Here is a 23,567-nt window from a genome sequence, read left to right as displayed (position 1 = left end):
CATGGGCACACAGAAGAGCACGACGTCGGGAAGTTTTCATGCCACCGCGGCGGATACGAAGAAAGAACGCGCGCGCAAGTTCGTCATGCGCAACCTGCTTGTGATCGTCACCGCCATCGTGTTCGTGATGACGTATTTGGTGTTGGGTGGGATTTCATCGGACAGAGAGGCGGACCTGTCGAGTCAGCGAGCGGAGATTCTGAGTCTCAAAGGGCAGCTGTCGATGAGCCAGGACGAGTTACACAGCGAGCAGGGCGCAGCAGTCGAAGAGGCGACCGGTGGGATGGACATCGACCACAAGGACGACGACGACAAGACGATCACAGACTTGATGAAGGTCGCGCTGACGTGGAACGGTCTCAGCGACTATCTCGACCAGCGCGAAAAGGTCATGAAGACCTACGGCTTTGCTGCGGACAGCCAGTTCATGGAGGTGTTCATGCCCGGCGACACCGAGGGCGTGCGGCGCACCGCGCCGTCGGGAAAGACGTACGAGGCGTTCGAGAAGGACATGAAGAGTGAATTCGTCTCGCTGAACAGCTCGGTCACCAACGCAGCTGGCGACGTCTACAGCTATTTCTCGATCGTGGAGATGCGTGTGGCATCGGGTTCGGGTGCGGCCAGTTCGACGGCCTACGTGTCCCTGAGCTACGACATGATCGACGGAAAGCCGGGAAATTTGGACGCTTACACAATTCCGGGAGGGGTTCAGCGCTCCGGATAAATATACTGTCGAGAGAAAGTCGACACCGAAAAAAACTAGCAAAGCCGCAGGTGAACTATAGTTCATCCTGCGGCTTTCTTGATGGTACGATTTATTCCAGACAATAGTCTGAGTTGTTTATGGAACGGTCGTGGCCAGTCGACGAGAAACCGGAGTCGGCGCCTGTGCCGGCGGAAGACAAGGTGAAGACATGGCTGCCAAGAATGGACGCCGCAAGACCGGCACTTCGTTGGAAAAGAGCACGAACGGGGCATCGACGGCCCGCGACGAGGTCAGTTCTGCCGTGAAGGACATCAGAGCGAATCTGGCGGTGAAAGCCGCCGAACGCAGGGACGAACTGGGGTCGACCGGCCGCGACCTGGTCGATGCCGGCGTCCCCGCATGGACGGTACGGGCACATGCAGTTCTCGGCCACATCGGTGGTTTCGTTCTGTTCGCGAGCCTGGCAGCGGTCGGCTGGACGGTGCTGATCGCCCTGGTGACGACGCTGATTCGGATCCTCGGCGTCAATGTGGTGACAAGAATTCCCGCCGCCGTACTGGGCGAATTGGACGTACCTGTGGAACTCGCGGCGAGCACCACAGACCGATTCCTGTTCACCTGGGTGATCCCAGTCGTGTTCTTTGTACTGGTGCTGGCCGGACTCACCTGCATGGCGTTGCGACGGCTGGCGATCTGGGCGCTGACATGGACGAAACGTCTGGCCCTTGGCCTCTTCGCCGGATACGGCACGAATGTGCTGGTGGACCGCCGTGAGCGTCAAGCCGAACGAATCAGCAGCAAGAGCGTTCGCAACGCCGCCCGTCAGGAACAGGTGCGAGGTAAGGCCTCACGAGAAACCGACAGGATCAACGCCGCAGCCGCCGACGAACGACTGTGAGCAGAAGTCTCGCGGCCACATTCAGGTGACACAGACTTACCCGAGAGCCTTCTGAACCGGCACCACAAGGAGCACACAGCATGGACAAGCCCATCAAACTCGCAGGATTCTCGGCGACGACACCGCTGGCGAGGCAGCTGATCGCGTCAAAACCCACCGGCATGATCAGCATGGAGCAGGTACCAATGCTGGCGGTATTCATTCTCGAATCCACCACGTTCAATTTCGTCGGTTCCCGACATGTGCCCCAATTGCGTCTCGTGGGTCGCCTAGCCAGGTTGATTCCGGAGAATCCGGAAGAGATGCCCTATCGCATCGGTGAGATCGCGCTCAGCGAAGAAGAATCGATTCGGGTCGTGGGCGACTATCCCTTCAACACCGACCAACTCGGAGTGCTGGTGAAGAAGGGGCTGTACATGGACGGATTCGGTCCGTCCGAAGACTGGGTGAACCTCCCTTTCGAGGTAGACACGAACATCGACCTGCGAGTCATGCCGCCACATCGTGACGGCGCACCGCCGCTGGCCATCGCAGACCTCTCACCCATGCGCTACTTCGATATGAGTCTCGAATCCTCACAATACGAATTGGCCGGATATTTCCCGGACTATCGAGCAGCACAAATCGAAGCGGGTGCGATCACAGGTAACGAGCCACTGGGCGTCGAACCTTCGCATTTACAGGGACAGGCCGATCTGAGCGGATTCTCGTTCGGCGCCGGCCGCGACGAGATCGACCTGAGCTCGGTCATCGGGCAGGACGGCAAGAGCATAGCCGAGCGGCTGTCGACGCTGATGGATGTTCCGCTTACCGCACCCAAGGCCTTGCGCGGGCTACGTGAAGATCTGCGCGGAGAGGAAACCCGCGCAGAACGCGCTCGGGCGAACCTGGCCTCACCGGGACTGTCGGAACTCTACGACCAGACCACCGGAAGTGTGCACCAGGCACCGCCCGCACAGCCCAGTATCGACGAACTGAGCAGAGCCGCAGAACAACTCGACGACATCGATCTCGAGGACTTGGACTTGAGTGGATTCTCGTTCGGCGACGACGAGACGCCCGGTGATACCGACGAAAATCTCATACCGACGATGACGATCTCGACACCGGAACCGATCGTGGCATCCGTGATAGCCGAAGACGACGAGGTCAGCGCCGCAGACACAGAAGACGATGACAAGACAAGAGCCCGCAAGGCGCGGGTGGCCCGCGAAGCTGCTGCGCGGCGCACCAGGCAGAACCAACAACTGAGCGCCACACGGCATCTTCCCAGCGGAAATGCAGCTCCGACAACGGACAACGACGGCCCGCAACTAGGAGGCTGAGAATCGTGACGAGGCTGCGACCATCTCGGTCGCAGCCTCGTTCCAGTAGCAAAGGAAATGGTGATGACCCTCAAACAGTCGATCATCGTGGTGAACGAATACACGATCAAAACCGACACCGGGAAGACCGGTGGTTCTCGCGGCGGTAGTCCTGGCGCGTACGTCACGCGGTACATGGCCCGGGAGTTGGCGACCGAGCCGATTGCACCTGTGAAACGGACCGATGTAGACAATTTCGTCACCAAATACATGGCCCGGGCCGATGCCGTGGAATCCATGCTCGCAGAACACCGCACGGGTGCGGCCGAGATCGCAGGGGCCGGGCGCACCTCGGGTTACGACGCTCCGACCCTGTCCGGCAGGCGCATTCAACGCAGCGCGCGCAGGGCCTTGGAGAAGGCGCGACGGGCTGTCAGAGGGAACGAACGCGAACAAGTCGGCCCGACCGAACTGAAATCGGAATTCGCTGCAGCGCAGGGCGATGGAGGAGTGGCGTTCGGCCACAACGGCGTCTCGTTGAGCCACGAATGCCTGCACCGCGATGCCCGGCAGATCCAGGAACTATTCGACAGCGGGCACACTGTGATGAAGACGGTGCTCAGCTTCGACCACGACTACCTGCTGTCGATGGGGCTGATCCCGGCGGGAATGGAACTAGATCCTGACACCGGAACGGTGCGTCGAGGGGCCTACCGAGGGCAACTCGATCAACTCAAGCTCAGACTTGCAGTGATGGACGGGCTCAGTCGAATGTGCCGAGTCGCCGACTTCGGTGAGCTGAAGTACGTGGGGGTAATCCAGGTCGACACTTCCCATGTGCACGTGCACCTGGCGATGGTGGATGCCGGATTCGGGCGGCGCGCAATCGATGGAACCCAGAAGGGCAAACTCAGTGCACGAGAGATGGGTTTGTTGCGGAGAGGGCTTGATTCCTCGCTCGATCGTCATCGCAAGATCGAACATCTCTCCAGCGCTGTGGGGTACCAACGTCGCAGCGTCAGCGCGTACGTCCGTCGCTGGGCCTACGAATCACTCGGCGTGAGCGCACGTGCACAGTTTGTGCTGGCATGTCTGCCCGAAGATCGAGCACTCTGGCGAGCGTCGAGCAATAACAAGGAGATGGCGAAGGCCAATCGTCTGGTGCGCGAGCTGGTTGAGGAACACTTGCACCAACCTGGATCGCCGATGCCAGAGGCGGTGGCGCAAGTTCACGAGTATGCCGCGCAGCGGAAGGCGAAAGAGGGTCTGAGCAAGACTGAGCACGAAAAGTTGGTCACCGACGGCCGCGAACGCATTGTGCTGCAGGCGATGAACGGCGTGTATTCGGTGCTCTCGGCGGTCGCCGACGACGAGCTCAGCGTTCGCACACCGATGATGTCGTCGATGAGCGAGGATCTGGGGCAGCTGATCGAACAGGTCTCCGCGGATCAACTCTCTGCGACCGCAGCCGGCCGACAGGTCGGGATGAGTACGGGGCATTTCGCTTTACGACTGCGCTCGTACACCGAGAGGCTTGATCGGCATCAGACCCTGCGTGAACAAATGATGCTGAAGGCGCGCAGCTGGGAAGACGCCGATGCAATCGGCAGGACCGCACCGGGATCGGAGACGATGCACCGGTTCTATCTCAGCGAAGCGGACTACCACAGCCGGTGTGTCAGCAAGTACCAGCACTACCTGGACATGGGCGGCGCACGGTTCTCCGAATGGTCTCAGCAATGGCAGAAGGTAGAAGACTACGGACGGCGCCTGACCGGGCTGCGCGCACTGCGCGCCGACAAGTCGATACCGAAGATGAAGGATCCGAACGCAGCCGAGCTGTTGGGCAAGGAGTTGTACGGGCAGGGCGGCGGCGGAAGGTTGGCACAGACCGGCCCCGAAGGACGAGCAGGCCGCGCCGTCATCGACGGGCGTCTGGAAATGATGACCCGCCGCTACTCGACGATGGTCGACGACCTTGTGGAGTCATGGCGGCGAAGTGGATCCGCGGTACGGGTGGCCACGATCGAACCGGGGAGCGAGATGGCGGCAGGCCAGATGCTGCTCCCGGGAGGTCGCGGAGACGGGCCGATTCTCGACATACACGAGCCTGGAGCGCATGTGGTGGTCTCGGCACTGCCAGAGCATTCGTTCGAACTGGTCAAGGGCGTGGACATGCACGAGCTCGGTTTGGACTGGGACAAGGACCAGAAAGTTGGGCCACGCACGGCCGCGCGATTCGTGGAGGTCGCTCGTTCTCGCACCGAAGCCGTAGAGGCCGCGGAAGAGTGGATGATCGCGTCGGGCCAGAGTGAGGAAATAGCGGGAGAGTTGGGCGCGGCGATCACCGATATCGCGTCGATGCGGGAACGAGCCGCAAAGGTGCGCTCGAGTGGCAGGCTGCCGTCGTTGCTGGCAGCAGCCGCAGCCAAGGCACGTGCACTTCGGCAGCGTGTTCGTACCGAACTGGATTCCATCACGCGTCCGGAAGCCGCCTCGGCGGGTCGTGACGTCGAACGCGAGGTCACGACCGATATGCGAGTCCGCAGCGATCTCGAGGCCGAGCTGACGGAACAGGCGCGCGGGCGCAATCCCAAAAAGAAAGGAGCGACAACACGTTTGGATACCGGCCTGGGCGGAGCGATCAATGCGTCGATGGATGCGGCAGTACGCCAATACCGTGTCGAACGCGAACGTGCAGACGATCAGATGTCGCAGCGTTGACACACAATGCGGAACAAGACCGGTCCGCCGGATCGGCACAGAGCAGGGGAGGGTTGGGACATGGTCGATTTCAGGCCGGCACCAGGGCGTGAGCGAGAGCATCGGAACCTCGGTGAAAACGTGACGCTACTGATCGTGGAATACAACGGGACATCGGGGACGGAAGCGAACGGACTACCGCTCCACTATCTCGATGTCCAGGTTGCGATGTTCGACGGTGTCAACGATCAGCTGCGACGGCAGTCGAACCCTCACCTGAACTGGGAAGCGATGCGACCTGGTGGCAGCGGAAATCCCTTGATGGGATATTCCTCGGATCAAATGATCGAAATCATCACCGCCGCATGGCAACAGGATGACCTGGAAAGCGCCAGCACCGCGTTGTCCGACGTGACTGAACAGAACGTGAAAGGACGAGACGGCTCGGTATTGGGCACGGTGTACGTCGTTCAAGCTGACGTCGCCGCCGGCAACGGTAATCACGTACCAAGAATTGTGCCCGGCAGTGTGCGCAAGGCAGACGAGTCGCTGATTCCCCGTGAGGTAATGACCGAGCAGCACTCAGCGTGTGCGAAGGCTCGGGCACTGGAGACCCTCGACCGCGCGGCGGGCGGGACCTCTGTTGCAAGTCAGGTCGCCAATCCTGTTGTAGTGAAAGAAAACTCGACTCCGGTCGTGGACGGTCCAGCGATCTAAGTCACCGCGCGCCGGTCGGTCCGCGGTCGGCGCCAAACAAGGAGGTGCGCGTGGCGCGTGTAAGACAAACAGTGGTCGCGGTAGTGCATGGAAGCGACGAGGGTAGCGGGGTCGACGTGGAGGTGTACCCGTACGACCTCGAGGCGGCGAGAGGACGGAAGGCGCGCCAACTGGTGGCATCGTGGCGGCCACAACCCGGCGAACTCGATGATGCCGGCCAAGTCAACGCGAGGTTGCACGCATTGCAGACAGTGCCCGGATACAGCATGGCGCCTACCGAGCGAGCAGCTAGCGGCTTCTTGACCAAGACAAATGAGCAGAACATAGCGTTCGCCCGAACCATGTCAGGTGACGGGGGCTGCCCTGTATACGACGAGACCTACGAGTACCAAGTCGGCGAGATTTTGGTTTTCGACGCCGAGGTAGATATCGAATCTCTGACTGTGGACTGGACCACCGCGGTACCTCACCCGTCGACGGACCCGGAGACGGTCTGGTGTGAAGGGCCGGTCCAGCGGTTCGACGGAGCGATCGTGGACCCAGGTGCTTTCCGCGACCAAATGCATGGAGTCCACGCCGCCGCCGACGGCACCATGTGGCCGATCAATGAAGCCGGACAGCGGGTTCTCGGGCGCAGTGAGCCAGAACAGGAGGACTATGCCGCGGCAGATCGCCCCCAGAGCGCGCCCACGCCATCACCCGCATCGAGTGGAGAAGGTCTGTCTCGAGGAATGGATTCGCTGCTCGGTGGACGCGGCGCGAGTTCGACTACTACCGGGACGCGAAGCGGCCGACAAGCGCTGGCTGCGATCACCTCCCGAACAGCGGTACTGGTGAAGGAACACGGACCGACACTGGTGAAAGCGACCAAGTCCAAGCTACGAGATCCAGCGATTCAGACTGCCTTGCGAAACGCGATGTTGACTGCGGTGGAGGTTGGACTGGCGAGCAAGGGAGGTGGCGCGGTCAAGTTCGCCAAAGCGGCGAACACGGCGATTCGCGTGGGGGACATGGTGGCGACCACCCAGGGCAGTCAGCTTGGTCGCGGAGACCGGGGCTTCGGGAGATGAGCGGCACGTCGGCAGGGACCTTCTGCCGCCGAACTTTCCGTCGAATCAAGCTCCAAAATTTGCACTCGTATGCTATTAATATAGAGCAGTCTAAACCGAGGGGTATCACCCAGGCGCAACTGTCCGGGTGGGGGATCTCGAACATCGAGAGGACACGGCGCATGGCTTATTTGCGAGGCGGATCGACCAGGGGTTTGGTGTTGGTCGGAAAGCTCTACGACAACGCGAGTTTCGAGGGCAAAGTCAAGGAAGACGGCACACCGACTAAGGGTGGGCAGTTCATCGACTTCGAGATTGCGCGATTCGTCGACGCGAACGACAAGCAGGTGAACGACAACCAGCCCAAGCAGTTTCAGCCGAGTCTGAGGAACACCAAGTCCAAGACTCGGGAGAACTCGTTCGACCGCGGAGTTGCGTACAACGAGGACGAACTGGCCAGCTTCATCGCTGCAGCAGGGCCCAACGTCGAGAACATCCTCAATCACAACACTGGTGAACAGGTGGGCAAACTTATAGTTTTGCAGGCCGACGTGATCCCGACGAAAGTTGACGGACAGTCGTACCTGCGTGTGAACCACAAGAGCGCTGCCCCGGTCACCGACATCGCGCTCCCGGAGAACATCCGTGAGGCACAGTTCGAGGGAATTCAGAACGATATCGCGGGTCTGCAGGCAGAGAAGCAGAGCAAGGTGGAGGAGGGCAAGGCGCCCGAAGCCGCAGCTGCTGTCGACAAGCCTGCCGAGAAGGACGCGGTTCCGAACTTCTGATTCGGTTCATTCCGCCGGAGTATTCCGAGAACAATTCGACACGGGCGCGGTGAGAAGCGATTCTCACCGCGCCCGTGTCGTTGAATCGAACGAAGAGCCTGGGCCCGGGGAGGGCAATAGGATCACGGCAACGGACTCGAAAAGTTGCGAGCCCGTCAGGATTTCGCCGAGACGTCAATAGATGAAAGTGAGGAACCAACGATGGCACCAGCTGCAGCAGCAGCCCTTCCGTTGATCGGTAAAGGGGTGGCCGCAGGCGCGGCTAGTTTCGGAGCGAGCAAAGTGCTCGGAAAACTGTTCGGTAAGGACGACGAGGAACAGGAAGCAGCACAGAAAGAGACCGCGGCCCCACTCGCAGCACCGAACCCGTATCAGCAGGTCGGCACCATGGCCCCGATGAGCGGCGTTCCGATGATGGCTCCGACGATGATGGTTCCGGCGGCCGCAGGTATAGCCGGGGCGGGCGCCGGGATCATTACCGCCGCTCCGCCTGCCACTGCACAATCGGCCCCAGCCACCGCAGCATCAGAAGGTGGCGGGGCTGCGGAGAAAGACAGTTTCCTCGGCTCTGCGAGCAAGATTCTGATGGCTGCAGGCGCGGGTGGTATCGGCGGATTCGTACTCAAGAACAAGGAAGCCCAGGAGCACGGCCTCGAAGGCGGGGCGAAATTCGCCGAGCTCGCCAAAGGTGTGCTCGCGGGAGCCGGATCCGGTGCTTTCACCAAAATGGGGTACGACGCGGTCCAGGAAGAGGGCGGTGGACTCAAGGCGGGCCTGAATGGAGGTATCGCCGGAATGTTGGCCTCGACGCTCAAGGAGGGCGGCCCCGGACTGGGTGCGAGTTTCACGACTGCGTTTGGTGCCGGAGCAGTGAGCAATCTGGCTCACGACAAGCTCGAACAACACGGGAGCAGCAAACTGGCTGACGCGGTAGCAGGTGGCGGAATCGCCAGCAGTCTTGGCTACGTTGGCCTCGGCGACGGAAAAGCCGCCGGACTGTTGGGAATGGGCGGCGCCGGTTTAGGTACAGCCCTCGGTGCATTGGACAGTTCGGGCGGTCTCAAGGGGATGCTCGCGGAAGGCAATCCCCTCGACAAGTTGACCGGCCTCATCGGCAACGGCTCTGCGCCAGAAAAGGATTCGGGACCTTCACTCGGGTGACACCTGTGTGAATTTCGCAAGCGGCGACCTCGCCGCCTTGTAGTGTGATAGTCGAACCGAACGGTTCACTGAGACAAGGAGAACGACAATGGGGCTTCCCAATCCGATCACCACAGTTGGCGCTGGACTGGAAAATATAGGCAAGGGTCTCGGCGGTGCCGTGACCACTACCAATGACTGGATGGGCGATCGCGCGAAAGATGTTGTCCGTGGAGACGCGTTCGGTATAGGTCGCCGCGAGAACGAGGAATTGCGCCGGAATTTCGAGGAGACGCTGAACAACAGCAAGGCGACTCTCGCGGAGGTACGCGACCAGCTGGGCAAAGGTGTGGGATCCGGCGAGACAGATGGGGTCGAGGCGGTACACGGCCGCGAGGCCGGCAAGGGAGCGTTGTCGAAGGATCTCGATGCCTCGTACACAGTCGGAGACGGCGACACTCTCTCGAAGATCGCCGAGGAGAAGGGCAAGAGTCTCGACGACTTGCTCGGAATGAACCCGGAACTCGGCGACGGCAATCTCATCCGTCCCGGCCAGGAGATCAAGCTCGGAGAGTTCAAGGCGCAGGAGAGCCCGACCGAACAAATCCAGACACCCACGGTCACCACTCCGGAGCCCGGCACCGAAATGCAGGTCTGATTCTCTGACACGAGCGAACACCGCTCAGATCGATTCAACGCCCCGGCGGCAGCGTCCGCCGGGGCGTTGTCGTCGTCTTGGGGCCGATGGTCGAAAATGTCGATCGAGGTGACGTCTCACTGCCGTGTTGATCATTGCCGAGACCCCCAGAGTATTAACTTTGGGAACTGAGAAAATAACACGCTAGACTACGAGAAAGTCACTAACAGCCAAGTTAGAGGGCTTGCGGCGGGGAGACGGATAAATTGTGCGGACTAACATGCAAGGCGTTCCCGAGAAAGGATTCGCGGTGGTGAACAGTGACGGTTCGGGCTTGCCTGACGACATAGGAACCGACGAAATCGGTCAGGTTCAATCGGTAAGTCCAAATCGTTGGGGGCGAACCGGAGAGGAAACTCCCGGGGGGATGGCGATCCTGGAAGACGGATCGATCAATACCGCGCGGTTCTCGGAAGGTCCGGACACCGAACTCGAAGTCGCCTGGTGGAACAAGCGGCTGCTGTGGAAGGTTCGGCGGGAGCCGACCGGACATCGAGTAGTGGTTGCACGAGTCACGGAGAACATCTGGCGCACCCACATCATGATCGGCGCCGCAATCATCGTGGTCGCGGTGGCTGGTCTGGTGCTGTTCGGCGGCCTACCGGTGCTCTACGGCATCGTGCTCGGTGTCGTACTGGCCTTGGTCGGATACGGCGCGCTGGTCTGGGAGCAGCGCGCCGGCGACGAGAGCGCAGGAATCGAAGAAATCATCGAGATGGATTCGTTGATGTGGAATGGAGTGCGTAAGAAAGCGAACTCCGAGTATTTGGCCTACACGAAGGACGGCCAGAAGCGCCGCTACGACGTGGCAGTTGCACACGCCCGCACACTCTACGAACGCAAGTACGGAGCGGAGGGTACCGGAAAGGTCGGTAAGACATACGCCGCCGGCGGAAAAGTGCTTCCGGTACCCAAATTCAAAGTGCCGCAGAAGATCACCGATGAGTTCCTCAACGAAGCCAGTCGGTTGAGCCCTGACGAAGTCGCCGACAAAATCAAGGCGCTGATGCTCCCCGCGAAACAGGCGGTGTATCGCAAGCAGTTGCTGAGCAGATACCGGGAAAATCCGAAGCGGGTCGAGGCCATGGGACGGGGAGTGCTGCGGTGCGAGTGCGCGGCGTGCGAGGTCCAGGCCGAATTGGGTATCGTCGCACAGCTTTCCGGCGCGGAGGCTGCACGAAACCGAGCCGCAGCCGCTCAGCGCCAGTCGCAGGCAGGCCCTGTCGATCCGGCCACTAGTTTCGAGCACCTGAGGCAGGCTGCGGGGCGCCTCCGCGGCAGGTCCGAGAGCGTCGACGAGGACGGCAGCAGCAAAGAGACACGCAAGGCCCGAGAAGCAGTCGCAAAGGCTGAAGCCGGCGCTCGTGAACGCCAACAGGCTCAGGCCGACGAGGACGAGAAGCGGGCTCAGCGCGAACAGCGTGAGGCCTCACGCGCTCGAATTGCCAACGAGGACGACGTGAGAGTCTCTTCCTCCCAAAACGAATCGGAACGCGTCGCCTCGGCGCCGAAGAAGAAGCGAAACAAGAGCCAAGCCGCAATCATCGGCGTGGCAGCAGTCGTGGCGTTAATTGTGGTTGGCCTGGTCGGAGCGATTGTTGTCAGCGCTCAATCCAAGGAACCCGAGGCCCCGACGCTCACTCTGCCTGAAAGCGCAGCCTCGACAGCAACGACCTCGACGTCGCCGACGCTTCCGACCACCAGTGCGCCACCAGCTCGGCCCGCTAACGGCGAGGTGGTCGGAGTTCCCATCCCATTCGGTCCTGATGATCCCGGCAATCAGAATGGCGGCGCGGCCGTGATCGCCGCATACGACCACGCCTACTACGTCAAACGATCCGGCCCCGAGGCGATGGCGTTGTACGCACCCGGCGCGCAACCTCCGGTGGATGAGGCACAAAACGCGATCGATGCGAACCCAATCGGGACAAAGCACTCGTTGGTCATCACACCTGTAGTCGTAGGGCAGGAATACGACGTGTTGTTGAAGATCACGTGGCCGGGCACACCCGAGCAGGAATTCCCGCAGAAATTCTTTGTGACTTATTCAAATGGAAAGTATTTCCTCCTACGGAAGGCGTAACAAAGCCCCTGGACCTGCACTTATGTACGAGCGCACGCGTTCAGTGAAACACGCTCGAAGTTAGTCGCTGTGGTAATGTTTTCATTGGGTGGGGGGCGAAAGCTCGCACGCTCACGAAATCGAGCAACTTACTGCCGGGGCTGTCGGTCTCGGTATTCAGCCAAAGGATGTAGAAGATGATGGATGCCGAAGACCGCGTGACGCGACCGAACAGGAATGCTCGTCGAGCGGCCGGAGAGCGCGGAGCGCATCGAATGGCCCCCTCACGCAAGACCACGATGGGTTTGATCGGCCTGGGAACGGCAATGTCGGTCGTGGCTGGCGTTGTAACAGGTGGCACGGCGACGGCGGATCCGTTCAATCCAGTACCGCCGAGTGCAAGCAACCCGGTTCCGGGGACCACGAGCAACCCGACTCCACCCCCGACAGCCGACATCGGTGCAGGCGCGATCATCGATCCCCCGAGCGATTCCGGTTGGCGCCCGAACCCGTATGCGAACGCGCCCATCAACTACGTCCCACAGCAGCAGACGACGCAGTACGTCCCGCCAGCCTTCATCGGCCCGGTCGCCTTGCCGCCACCGCCGCCGATGATCATGCCCGAGCCCGGCATGATCCGAGTCGGTCGCTACCAGGAGGTCAAGCCGCCGTGGGTCACCATGGCGGAAATGAACTCAATCAACCGCTGGTCGGCGTACATCGAGTCGCGATTGGCGCAGTACTACCTCAGCCAGGGTCTCTCGCTGGCAGAGGCTGACCAGCAGGCGGCGTCGATGCTCGTCGGCGGCCTCGTCGGCGGCGCAGCGGGCGGTGCGGCAGGCTTCGCAGTCGGCATCATCCCGGGCGCAGTCATCGGCGGCGGCGTCGGCGCTGTCGCAGGCCTCGCTGCAGGTGCAGGTGTCGCCGCAGGCCTCGGACTGCCGATCAACGCACTTTTCCCGATCGCAGGCACCGGCCTGTACGGCTCCTTCATCGGTATCGGAGCGTTGGCAGGTGCGGGTGTCGGGTTGGCTGCGGGAGCATTGGCAGGCGGCCTCATCGGAGGCACATTGGTGGGTATACCCGGGGCCGCACTGGGCGTGGGAGCAGGTGCACTGTTCGGCGGCGGAGACCCGAACGCACCGATCGACCAGATCTGGACGTACCGAGACGGCGCCGGCCAGATCGTACCGAAGGAGAACGCACTCGAATTCGACTGGAAGGCAGCCGAATCCAATATGCTGCCTCCCGGTGTCGTACTGCCCCCGGAAGCCCACATCAACTTCCAGATCAAGACCGACGGCACGCTTGTCGTCAAGCTGGGCGAGGAGCGCTGGCTCGGTGCGACGGCCGAGCAGCGTGACGAGCACTTCTACGGCGAAATCGACAAGGCCTTGCCTGGTGCGGGTGACGCAGTCAAGGGATTCCTCGAGGAAGAGAACGGTCCGTTCCAGACTGCCCTGCGTGACACGTTCGCGAACATCGCTGGTACCGACCCGACCACGGCGCAGTTCAACCCTTCAGGCGACATCGCGGACACCTCGGTGCGCGAGGTTCGGGTGCCGTACCCGACCACGTCGACCCCTGATCCGTGGGACGAGCCCAACCGTGAAGGTGTGGACGAGCAGACCGAGCGCAACCGCGCCGGTGAGCTGCCGATCCTCGGTGCGGTTCCGACACCTGCCGCCGAGCCGGTTCAGGCAGTCGCGAACGTGACACCGGCAGCTGCGCCGAACAAGGTTCTGCCGCAGCCGGTTCAGGATGCGATCTCCTCGGCTCCCGAACCGGTCCGCCAGGCCGTCAATGACGCTCAGCGCGCACTGGGCGACTTGATCCCAGGACTCCTCGGAGCCTGAGCCATATCTGCAAGACAACCGCATGACTACACAGCCCCGCAGCGATCGTGCTGCGGGGCTGTGTTGTTCGAGCCAGAGTCGACAAGGACGTACAGGGTCGTGAGTATCGAGGGGGACAGGTCGTCCGACCTGTTAGTGGAGGGGTTCGAGTCCGTCGAACCGCCTGAACGAATGCTGGCGGAGTTGTTGCCGTATCGGCCGATTCTCATCGACAAGCGATTACACGGGGCCGTGACGCTACGTCTGTTCGTGGCGTCGACGCGTATCGAGTATGTGGAGTGTTCGTCGCGGACGTCGACGGCCATGACCTTTGTCCGGAGCGGGCAAACACTGGTATTGCGCCGTGAGCGCTCACTGATTCGAAGGGCTTGCAGCACGCTGATGGTGCTGTTCGCGGTATCGATGGTGATCACCACCGTGCTGTTCGGCAGTTTGGGTGGCGTCGAAATGTTCGGTTGGGGACTGGGTGTGACGCAGTACCTGGCCTTTGCGTGCGCGGCCACCGCTATTGCCCTCTGGGTGCGCTGCCGCCCTGACGGAAGTTGGTCCGTGATGAGTGAAGCGGACTGGGAGCTGACCTTGGCGAAAGCGGACTCGATGTTGGTCTCCGGCGCCCGAGCATCAGCAGTGACAGCCATGGTGGATCAGGCAGCACGATTCTCGTAAAGAATTATGAATGTGATTCTCATAGTTGCGAATCATCCCAGTTCAGAACCAGTGTTATTGTAGTTTTGATGTTTTCCGAAATTATTGTGCGGGGCGGAAGAGGAACCATGGTCGAGGTCTCGGATTTAGATCGGGAGATGAACGCGGAGACCTATCCGATGTTGGAAAAGTACACCGCAACATTGCTTCCGCCGGCGGGCCGGATTATCGGACGCGAGAAAGAGCGACTGCAGGTGCTCGCCTCACTCAGCCGCCCGCGCCTGTCGAACATCCTGCTGCTCGCTCCAGCCGGATCAGGAAAGACCGTGCTGGTCCAGGACACGATGTTGAACGACCCGAAGCGGATCTATCGCGAGGTCGACCTCGCGCGGATCAACGGCGGGGTGGGTCTCGCCGACCACATGGCCGGCGAGATCAAGGGACTCTTCGACGAGGCCGAGGCCTACGCCATGGCCGAGGGCCGTGAACTGGTCTTGTTCATCGACGAATTCCACCAGATCGTCCAGATGTCACCGGCAGCTGTCGAGGCCCTCAAGCCGGTGCTCGCAGATTCGGGTGCGCGAGGGTTGAAGATCATCGCGGCGACGACACATGAGGAATGGCTCGAATACATCCGGCCGAACAAGGCGCTGGACGAACGCTTGCAGCGAGTGAATCTGACCCCGGCCTCTCGGGACATGACCATCGAAATTCTGCGGAGCTTCGCTGAGGAATCAGGGGTATCAAACCAATTAGCGAGCAACACAGGGCTTTTCGGAGAAATCCACGACGTGACCAACCGGTACATCCCGTCGTCGGTGCAGCCGCGTAAAGCGATCGGCATTCTCGACGGCATGATCGGGTGGCACCGCCTGACGGGCGAACCGATGTCCATGGCATTGATGTCGAAGGTTCTGCGCCAGTCCACCGGTGTCAATCTGGAATTCGACATCGACGGTGCCTCTATCAAGGCCCAACTGGACAAGAAGGTTTACGCCCAGGACCTCGCAACCACCATCATTTCGGACCAGTTGCAGCTCGTAGTGGCCGGACTGCACGACAGGAAGCGACCCAAGGGCAGGTTCCTGCTGACCGGAAGCACTGGTGTCGGCAAAACAGAGCTGACGAAACAGCTCGTGGACCTTTTGTTCGCCGACGACCTCAACAGGCTCATTCGCTTCGACATGTCCGAGTTTGCCCTGGACTCGTCGATGGACCTGTTTCGCTCGGAGCTGACCAAGAAGGTTGTGTCGATGGGCGATGCGGTGATTTTGCTCGATGAGATCGAGAAGGCTTCACGCATGGTCCTTCGATTGATGCTGCAGGTGCTCGACGACGGCCGACTCAGCGACGATTCCGGCCGTCAGGTCAGTTTTCTGGATTGCTACATCGTGCTGACGACGAACGCGGGCAGCGAGGTCTACAACACCATCAGTGACTATGCCTCGGACGACACCGGTTCGGGCGAGGGGCTCAAGGATTACATGAAGGCAATCGAAAACTCGATCCGGAGCGCCAACGACTTCCCACCCGAACTTCTCGGCCGACTCGATCGAATCGTGCCGTTCCAACCACTCTCGGATGCCACAAAACGCAAGATCCTCCAGCGAGGACTCGACGATCTGCGCACCGATGTGTTCAACAAACATGGTGTGAAACTTGGCATCCACAAACGGGTGATCGAATATTTGGCCATCGACGTAGGGGAGGCCTCGGCAGAAGCGGGCGGTGCCCGCGAGTCGATGCGCGCACTACAGGGTCAGATCAAGGTGGAGGTGGCGAAGTACATCAACAGTCATCCGCAGCACAAGCTCCTGTTGCTTGAGATCGACGGCGAGATGCGGGCTGAAAACTTGGATCTGCGTAAATCCAAGGCGAAGCCACGAGTGCGGGCGAGGTAGGTAATCAGACGACCGAAGGTGACGTCACCGATTGTTTAGTCGGATTATCCGACAATGAAGTGTATTATTCACACAGATGTTCGAAATGATCATCTACATGCGGAGATGGGGTCGAAATGACCGATCTCACGGAGACTGAAAGTTAATCAATGACTGATGACATCGACTTTTTCAGTGACGTCGACCCCGCCATTCTCGAGGACGCAGGAAGCGCCAGCGAGACCTCGGCCAGTGAGGGCAAGAGCAGCAAATCGACATTCGGCAGAGTGGTCGGGGAAGCGCGGTCACGACTCTCCCGCGGCGATGGCTCCAGCAATTCACTCAACGCTGATGCCCGACTTGCGTCCGTGGTCAGCGAATCGACGGCTGCCGCAGCTCTTGAATTGATGCGCCTCAACGCAGAGTTCAGCATTGCCGAGCTCAACGCGTATGTCTTGCTGGTGCTTCCGACAGCGGGCGAGTTCGGTGGACTCAACCGTAGAAGCAAGGACGAAGCGCGAGGCACGATCATCAATCTGATCAATGCCGACAACATTCACGCAGTCGTCACCATGGAACTGCTCGCCGATGACGCACTCGGAATCGTCCCGGATACGGAATCGCTGGCTCGTATGAGCGAGATCTCGCTGCTCACCGATGCGCGCTATCTCTACGGTGTGGCGTGCGAAGACGTGGACACCGGTGAGGTCAAAGTGTTCTCGGTCCCGCCGATCTCGGAGGAGACCGCAGTCAGCGGCAAACTGTTCGAGCAGGCCAGCCAGATTTCGCGGGGTGAGATCGCACTGGCGTCGGTGCTCGATCGGGATCTGATCGCCGCGATGCTGACGATCTACCGCTCGGCGGGCGACTCGATGTCGGCTACCGCAGCGCTGAACAAAGCCGAAGACATGAACATGGAGTTCGTGGTCAAGGCGGTCCAACAGGGTGGCTACCCGACCCCCGGCGAACTGGTGAGCAACCTGGCGACGGAATTCTCAAGCCTGGCTTCACAACTCGAATCCGAAGGATCCTCGGGTCGACATCACGCGACCGGACAGGAGACAGATTCCGCCGACTCCGACGCGAGCGAGGTGGATGCGGAACCTAACTCTTTTGAGGATGCGGACCTTTTCGATCCGACGGAGGACGTTCCTGACTTCGATCCCAGTGATCTCGAGCTCGAATTCGGCCACAGCGTCGACGGCTTGGAACCTGATATATCGGACGAAGCCCTGGGATTGGATCTGATCGACGACGCCGAGGCAGAGGAGAGCGACGACGAACCCGATTGGTCCGAGCCGGATTTCGGCGCCCCCGCACCGAGCAGCGGAGCACCCGACGCGGCCTTTGTCTCAGAGGCGGTCATCAAGGCGGCCGGAGGGCAGATCATTGAGGTCCTGCGTTCGGATATCAGCGGTTTCTTCGAGGAGATCCAGAAGAATATGGCGCCCGCTCAGCGCTCGACTGAGGGCGGTTTGGCGATAGTCGACGGGGTAGACCGATCTGGACCGATCACCGTGGAGCCGGGTTCGGAGTTCACCTATGACCAAGCGCTGGAAGCGGCAGGGCGCATCTACAACGACGACGATCTCGGGTTGAGTGTCGACCCGAAGCCGTTCAAGGAACGGCTAGTCTCGCCGATCCCGCAGGTCCCTGTGCCCCGAGGCTCGCACACGCCGTGGCTCGGAGAACAGGCCGCGATGATGGCCGAAGTATTCAACGAGCAGTTGCGCAAAATGCACGTTGATAACGAACAGATGCTCTACCGCCAGTTCATGCACATGGCGGACTTGGCAGCGAAAGAAATCAGCTGGGAGTTCGATCCAGAGCGCAATCCTGATTCCCGTTGGGGCCGAGTGTATTCGGCGATCCAGTCCGACCGGGAGAAGGCTGCCGAGCGTGCGGCCCCGGCGAAAATGCGTGCAGAAGAAGCAGTGCGCGAGCTGTGGAACGCCCGGGCGGATCTGTTCGTCTCAGATGCCGCCGCGCGGGCAAGGCAGGAATACGAACACCGCAACGGCGCACATATCGAAGCGGACGTGCGCAAAGCAGGCGACCAGGTTCTCGCTGATCTCGAATCCATGAATGTGATGAACCTGGCCGAACTGAACGAGCGGCGCGGAGTATCCGCCCGACTACAGATGGACGAAAAGCTCTCCGACATCTTGTACTCGCTCGAAAGCAAGGCTCTCGAGCAGCAGGCCGACGAAGCCGCGGCATTCGAGGCCGCGTTGGCAGCGGTCACGGCCTATATCGAGGAACACCGCAAGGACGACCTTTTGCAGTCGGACGTCACCGCACGCAAGCTGGAAACAGATGCGCGGTACGAGCAGTTGATGAGCGAAGCACAGACCCAGATCTCGGCAGCAAGAACTGAAGCTGAAGCTCGCATCGAGATGATGAAGACGGAGATGACCAATCAGACCGAGGCCTACGAGCGCGGACTCACCCTCAAGGCTGCGAACTTCCAGCTGGAGCTGAGCAACCATTCCCAGCGCGAGGAAACCCTGCAACGCCAACTGGACCAGATCTCGGTCGATCACGAGAAAGAAAAGCGTGAGTTGCTCAAGCGGGCAGACGCGCGGGTGGAGATGGCCGACAAGGCTCGAGACGAAGCGATCGCCGACAAAGAAACGCTACGAGAACGTGACGCCAGGATGACGACCGCCGCGGTGGTCCTTGTTGTGCTGGGAGCAATTGTTCTAGTGGCCCTGGGCATCCTTGCCGGCGCGTTTCTGATCTGACGACAAGCACCGTCCGGCCTGAGAGGGCACTGGGCGGTGCTTGTCTCACGTAGCGAGTTACAGCGAAGTACAAGAGAGACGGAATCTGGCACATGGGTAAGCGCAACTCGGATATCGACAAGTCTCCGTCGAAGCAATACAAGGCGGGTAAGGGGTCCGGCAAGCTCGGCCCGAAAGCATCCGCGTGGGATCGGATCCGCAATCAGAGCACCCAGGACACCATCGCGAACCGCGATGTTCACGGCCAACAGCAACTCGAACGCGGTGAAATCGGGCGGATACGCGGCGAAACGCTACCCAAAACAGCGGCCATCATCGTCGGTATCCTTGCGGCTTTGGCGGTCTGGGTCGGCTGGGGACTCGTCGGCGCAGTAACCGGCGGGGTGAGCAACATGAGGGACAGCGGCAGTTCACAGTTCGAGGCCGAGCTCAAACAAGCCAAGGAACTTGGTGTGCAGCCGTACTTCCGCACCGAAGACCGCTCCATCGGTAATTCGGTGAGCAAGACCTGCTACATACTGCTGGATCCGAACGGTGCGCCCGTAGACAACGCATGTGTCAAGAAGTTCGCGGATATAGAACGACCTCTGTGGCACGTGGAGAGCAGTCAGGCCGCGCGGGAGGCAGCCGGAGTCGAGGTGCCGACGAAAGTAGCCGCCGATTCATCAGTCGGCTCGTGGCTCGGTGGTGGCCATATCGGAATCATGCGAGTGATGCTGACGCTGCTGGCCGGCGTGGCGGCCTGGAGTGGTTCCAAGGTGTGGATGCTGCGCAAGCTCGATGCGCAGAACCTGATGTACGAGACGTCAGACATCAACCAGTACGACGATGACCAGCACATCGCGGTCCCGGAGGAAGTGATTCGCCAGTACGGGATCTTTCCGGATGTCGGGGCTCACTCCTCCAGCGCACCGTCGTCATTGCTCGGACACGCGATGCTGTCGAGTCGCGGGACCAAAAAGGTTTCACTGCTACGTCGCTACGACGCAGATGTTCTCGACGAGGCAGGTGAAGTTCTCTACTACAAGGGAGAAGTAATCCGGGACGAGAACGGCACGGCGCTGTTCGAGTCGGTACCCATTCTCGACGAGAAGTTCGCACACAAGATCTTCGATGATTCCGGACTACCCGCAGACAAGTCGCTGCGTAAGTTCTTCAACCCGCAGAACATCCCGTACAACCCAGGGAGGGCGAACCGGGACAAGCACGGCGACGAGGCGACGATCGCGGAGCGAATCGAAAAGGACTGGAAGTTTCCGGAATACGAACCGCAGCGCCCGGCCGGTGTCTACTTCATCGACGAGGCACCGGTGAACACGATGGTGCTCGCGATGACCCGTGCAGGTAAGGGGCAGACGTATATCGAGCCGATGCTCGACATGTGGCAGAGAGAGCTCCGCCCGAACAACATGGTCATCAACGACCCGAAGGGTGAGCTGCTGGTCAAGAACTACGTCAAGGCCACCGTGCGAGGGTTCCAGGTCGTGCAGTTCAACTTGATCAACGTCCTCAAGACCGACATCTACAACCCGCTGGGGATGGCAGCCGAAGCGGCTCGCGAAGGTAACAGCACAGCGTGCGCCCTGTATGTCGAGAACATCGCGGAGGTGTTCTTCCCCGTAGACGGTGCCGACGATCCGGTGTGGCCGAACGCGGCAAACAACGCCTTCAAGCGCACGGCCTACGGCATGATCGATTTCTACCTCGAAGAAGAGCGGCAGCTACGTAAGCACGCTGCAGCGGAGGGATGGGACCTGAAGGTACTCGAGACCAAACTCGACGAGAGTTGGGGAAAGGTCACCCTCTACAACTGCTACCAACTGTTCGTGCAGCTCTCGGCGAAGAAGCTCAAAGATCCGATCACCCGACTCAACGAAGAAGTCCAGGCGGGCAAGTTCGGAGACGTCGAGAACGACCTGGACGCGCAGCAGGCATTCAACGATCGCCTCGAAGAGGCAACAGAGCGGATGCCGATGTGGAATGGAGAACAAGAGGTCGACATGTTGACCCTGTTCTTCAACGCCACCGACAAGTTGCCCGTCAACTCGATGCGAACCCTGGTCGGAAACTCGGACAAGGCACTGCGAGCGATGGGTGGCGCCGAGAAGATGCTCGCGTCGGTCTACGGCATCGCGATCACCGCCATGTCGTTCTTCGTCGACCCGACGATCTCCACACTGACATCGGGAACGCTGAGTCAGAACATCGATCTGGGAGGCATGAGCTTCCCCCGCAGGTTCGGTGTGCGTTTCGATCAGAACTATGTTCGCAAGTACAACTTGGTCGGGGTGCAGGTCAAGTGGGACTCGTTCACGGATGCAAACTTCACGGAGTCGCTCGGCAAAGACTTCGAACACGAGGACACCGTCAGCCGTGAGGGTTGGGCACGAGCGTTCTTCGAGGGCATCTACCCCAACGAAATCGCATACCTACGTCTTCGTCTGTTCAACACCGACTCCGGCACCTTGGTGAAGACGTTCTACTTCCGTTTCACCAAGAGCTACCAGACCAACCTCAAGGGCCGGATCTACATCAAAGATCCAGTCCTCGGCACCAAGATCGTGAAGAACGGGTTGTTGGTGGAAATGGTGCCGTCCTCCGAATCGAAGATGGTTCTCGGTTCGACGACGTTCGAGCAGGAAGTGCTCAACATCGACCAGCTCACGCTGGACGAGATCAATTCGGGCAACAACGACCTGATCAAGAAGGTCAAAGGTAAGCGCAATGCGGTGATGAGTACTCAGGTGCACTACTCGGAAAAGCCGAAAGCAGTGTTCTTGGTGACCCCGCCTCACCTGATGAAGTACGCGAAGCTGATCCTGATCCTGCTCAAGCAGTTGGTAGACCTGAACTTCGACAAGTCGTACATGACCAAGTCGTCGCAAAAGCCCTTGTACAAGACGCGATACATGCTCGACGAGCTGGGCAACCTGCAGTCCGAAGGTCACGGAATTTCCGGGTTCGAGACGATGCTCTCGATCGGTCTTGGCCAGGAGCAGCAGTTCACTTTGATTCTGCAGACCCTGCAGCAGCTCCGTGACGTCTACGGCGAATCTGTGGACAAGATCGTGCAGGGAAACACCGCAAACATCGTGTATCTCAAGTCCACAGACGACTCGATGCTCGACACTCTGTCGAAGATGAGCGGTGTCCGGCACAAGGTGTACCGCGATTCCAAGTCGGTGACGAAGAATGCCGAGAAGGTGGCATTCAAGACCGCTGGCACGGTCACGTACAACATGACGGCCAAAGAAATTCCGGTGATCAGTTACAACGACTTGGCGTTTCTCCCCCCACGCAACTCGATCGTGTTCTCAGCTGGAACTCCGCCGATCTGGAACCGGAACGAAACGATCCTGCCGATGAGTTTCGCGTTGTTCCGCAACACAATCACTCAGCCGGGCAAGGACTACTCCTTGCAGACCATCCCCACGCTGAGCTCGGCAAGAGATTTCGATGTGCGCCTCAATCAGCCGAACTTCTACCAGATGGTGGAAAAGCGTATGGCGCAGGCTGCGGAGGCACCGGCAGCCGAGGATCTGTATCGGAACGCGTACGGCTACAGCGACTTCGACATGACCCGGCTGGATCCGGACGTGTCGAGCAACGAGATCATGGACATCAACGACGTGATTCTCGGTCGCAAACTGCACGAGAAGGCGCGCGAGGCGAAGGCCGCGAAAGACGTCAGCGCAGAAGCAGCGGAGTTGGAACAGATCTTCGGCAACATGGAACCGCCGGCACCGCCGGAAGAGGCAATGTTCGGATTCGCGGATCAGGAGGCGATGTTCGAGTCCGCGGCCGAGGAGACCGTTCGCGCAGCGACCGACGACGTCGAGTTGGCCAACGAGCGTGCCAGGCTCGCCGCAGCCCGTACGGCCAGCGGCGAAAAGATCTACGCGGAAGGTTGGATCAGCAAGGACATGCTGATCGATCCCGACGGCGGCCGAGTGTCCGAAGCGCTCGACAAGGAATTCGCAGCAGCATTCTGGGAATGCTGGCGCGACTTCGATCGTGACGACACCTTTGCCCTGCAGGGTGAGAATCTGGTGCTCAAGAGCAGTGGCGCACCGATGATCACCGTGCGCAACGACGCCAAGACAATCCGCGAAGCCGCGGAGGCGGCGGCGGGAGGCAGCGCGCGCATCCACATGGACGAGGAGCCGGATCCGGATTCGATGTCGGCACTCTCGACATATCGGATCCATCCCGAGTTCAAGCGCGTGTTGGCTTCGAAGAGCACGTGGAAAGGGATCGCAGACGGTCGCTTCGAGGCCGAGATGGCAACGCAGATGCGAGCCTCTGAGAATTAATCTCGACTATTTCCAAGACAAACGCCGGAGCGGGTTATCACCGCCCCGGCGTTTGTCGTATGACC

The 23,567-nt window shown here is 60.3% G+C and carries 15 protein-coding genes; all 15 read left to right on the top strand.

Annotated elements, in window-relative coordinates; genetic code table 11:
- Position 1: 1 nt before the first annotated feature.
- The 15 genes from ABIE52_RS32930 to ABIE52_RS32860 all read left to right on the top strand — a co-directional run bounded on the left by ABIE52_RS32930 (position 2) and on the right by ABIE52_RS32860 (position 23,502).
- Positions 2 to 724, top strand: a complete 723-nt coding sequence (locus ABIE52_RS32930; RefSeq protein ID WP_192713300.1) for a hypothetical protein — start codon at positions 2 to 4, stop codon at positions 722 to 724.
- A gap of 190 nt (positions 725 to 914) precedes the next feature.
- On the top strand, positions 915 to 1,604 hold the full coding sequence (locus ABIE52_RS32925; protein ID WP_192713301.1) for a hypothetical protein: 690 nt from the start codon (positions 915 to 917) through the stop codon (positions 1,602 to 1,604).
- Between the two features lie 80 nt (positions 1,605 to 1,684).
- A complete protein-coding gene (locus tag ABIE52_RS32920; RefSeq protein WP_192713302.1) occupies positions 1,685 to 2,929 on the top strand; it encodes a hypothetical protein in 1,245 nt (414 codons plus the stop codon).
- Positions 2,930 to 2,992: 63 nt separating this feature from the next.
- Positions 2,993 to 5,632 carry a relaxase MobL gene (mobL, locus tag ABIE52_RS32915; RefSeq protein WP_192713303.1) on the top strand — a complete coding sequence of 880 codons (2,640 nt, stop codon included), beginning with the start codon at positions 2,993 to 2,995 and terminating at the stop codon, positions 5,630 to 5,632.
- A gap of 60 nt (positions 5,633 to 5,692) precedes the next feature.
- Complete coding sequence (locus ABIE52_RS32910; protein ID WP_192713304.1) at positions 5,693 to 6,328, top strand: hypothetical protein; 636 nt, start codon at positions 5,693 to 5,695, stop codon at positions 6,326 to 6,328.
- Between the two features lie 50 nt (positions 6,329 to 6,378).
- Entirely contained in the window at positions 6,379 to 7,398 is a 1,020-nt protein-coding gene (locus ABIE52_RS32905) for a hypothetical protein (protein WP_192713305.1), read from the top strand.
- A gap of 161 nt (positions 7,399 to 7,559) precedes the next feature.
- Positions 7,560 to 8,165, top strand: coding sequence for a hypothetical protein (locus ABIE52_RS32900; RefSeq protein ID WP_192713306.1), 606 nt, complete (start codon positions 7,560 to 7,562; stop codon positions 8,163 to 8,165).
- A 201-nt stretch (positions 8,166 to 8,366) separates the two neighbouring features.
- Complete coding sequence (locus ABIE52_RS32895; RefSeq protein WP_192713307.1) at positions 8,367 to 9,326, top strand: hypothetical protein; 960 nt, start codon at positions 8,367 to 8,369, stop codon at positions 9,324 to 9,326.
- Positions 9,327 to 9,414: 88 nt separating this feature from the next.
- Complete coding sequence (locus tag ABIE52_RS32890) at positions 9,415 to 9,963, top strand: LysM peptidoglycan-binding domain-containing protein (RefSeq protein ID WP_192713308.1); 549 nt, start codon at positions 9,415 to 9,417, stop codon at positions 9,961 to 9,963.
- A gap of 289 nt (positions 9,964 to 10,252) precedes the next feature.
- A complete protein-coding gene (locus ABIE52_RS32885; RefSeq protein ID WP_192713309.1) occupies positions 10,253 to 12,085 on the top strand; it encodes a DUF8176 domain-containing protein in 1,833 nt (610 codons plus the stop codon).
- Positions 12,086 to 12,261: 176 nt separating this feature from the next.
- Positions 12,262 to 13,920 carry a hypothetical protein gene (locus ABIE52_RS32880; RefSeq protein ID WP_192713310.1) on the top strand — a complete coding sequence of 553 codons (1,659 nt, stop codon included), beginning with the start codon at positions 12,262 to 12,264 and terminating at the stop codon, positions 13,918 to 13,920.
- 99 nt (positions 13,921 to 14,019) lie between these two features.
- The gene (locus ABIE52_RS32875) at positions 14,020 to 14,586 is read left to right on the top strand and encodes a hypothetical protein (RefSeq protein WP_192713311.1); all 567 of its coding nucleotides are present in this window, start codon (positions 14,020 to 14,022) and stop codon (positions 14,584 to 14,586) included.
- 68 nt (positions 14,587 to 14,654) lie between these two features.
- Complete coding sequence (locus ABIE52_RS32870; RefSeq protein WP_354541592.1) at positions 14,655 to 16,466, top strand: AAA family ATPase; 1,812 nt, start codon at positions 14,655 to 14,657, stop codon at positions 16,464 to 16,466.
- 149 nt (positions 16,467 to 16,615) lie between these two features.
- Entirely contained in the window at positions 16,616 to 19,189 is a 2,574-nt protein-coding gene (locus ABIE52_RS32865) for a hypothetical protein (RefSeq protein ID WP_192713312.1), read from the top strand.
- 92 nt (positions 19,190 to 19,281) lie between these two features.
- Positions 19,282 to 23,502 (top strand): type IV secretory system conjugative DNA transfer family protein, encoded by a 4,221-nt coding sequence (locus tag ABIE52_RS32860; protein ID WP_192713313.1) that lies wholly within the window; start codon positions 19,282 to 19,284, stop codon positions 23,500 to 23,502.
- The last annotated feature ends 65 nt before the right edge of the window (positions 23,503 to 23,567 follow it).

The sequence above is a fragment of the Rhodococcus sp. OAS809 genome (genome assembly GCF_040546695.1).
Lineage (GTDB): Bacteria > Actinomycetota > Actinomycetes > Mycobacteriales > Mycobacteriaceae > Rhodococcus_F > Rhodococcus_F qingshengii.
Note: the sequence above shows the minus strand (reverse complement) of the source record. Positions and strands in the feature narration are given on the sequence as shown.

Coding starts and splice junctions, on each gene's coding strand:
- ABIE52_RS32860 (WP_192713313.1), top strand. CDS start 19,282: ATGGGTAAGCGCAACTCGGATATCGACAAGTCTCCGTCGAAGCAATAC.
- ABIE52_RS32920 (WP_192713302.1), top strand. CDS start 1,685: ATGGACAAGCCCATCAAACTCGCAGGATTCTCGGCGACGACACCGCTG.
- ABIE52_RS32925 (WP_192713301.1), top strand. CDS start 915: ATGGCTGCCAAGAATGGACGCCGCAAGACCGGCACTTCGTTGGAAAAG.
- ABIE52_RS32865 (WP_192713312.1), top strand. CDS start 16,616: ATGACTGATGACATCGACTTTTTCAGTGACGTCGACCCCGCCATTCTC.
- ABIE52_RS32900 (WP_192713306.1), top strand. CDS start 7,560: ATGGCTTATTTGCGAGGCGGATCGACCAGGGGTTTGGTGTTGGTCGGA.
- ABIE52_RS32880 (WP_192713310.1), top strand. CDS start 12,262: ATGATGGATGCCGAAGACCGCGTGACGCGACCGAACAGGAATGCTCGT.
- ABIE52_RS32910 (WP_192713304.1), top strand. CDS start 5,693: ATGGTCGATTTCAGGCCGGCACCAGGGCGTGAGCGAGAGCATCGGAAC.
- mobL (WP_192713303.1), top strand. CDS start 2,993: ATGACCCTCAAACAGTCGATCATCGTGGTGAACGAATACACGATCAAA.
- ABIE52_RS32870 (WP_354541592.1), top strand. CDS start 14,655: ATGTTTTCCGAAATTATTGTGCGGGGCGGAAGAGGAACCATGGTCGAG.
- ABIE52_RS32930 (WP_192713300.1), top strand. CDS start 2: ATGGGCACACAGAAGAGCACGACGTCGGGAAGTTTTCATGCCACCGCG.
- ABIE52_RS32890 (WP_192713308.1), top strand. CDS start 9,415: ATGGGGCTTCCCAATCCGATCACCACAGTTGGCGCTGGACTGGAAAAT.
- ABIE52_RS32895 (WP_192713307.1), top strand. CDS start 8,367: ATGGCACCAGCTGCAGCAGCAGCCCTTCCGTTGATCGGTAAAGGGGTG.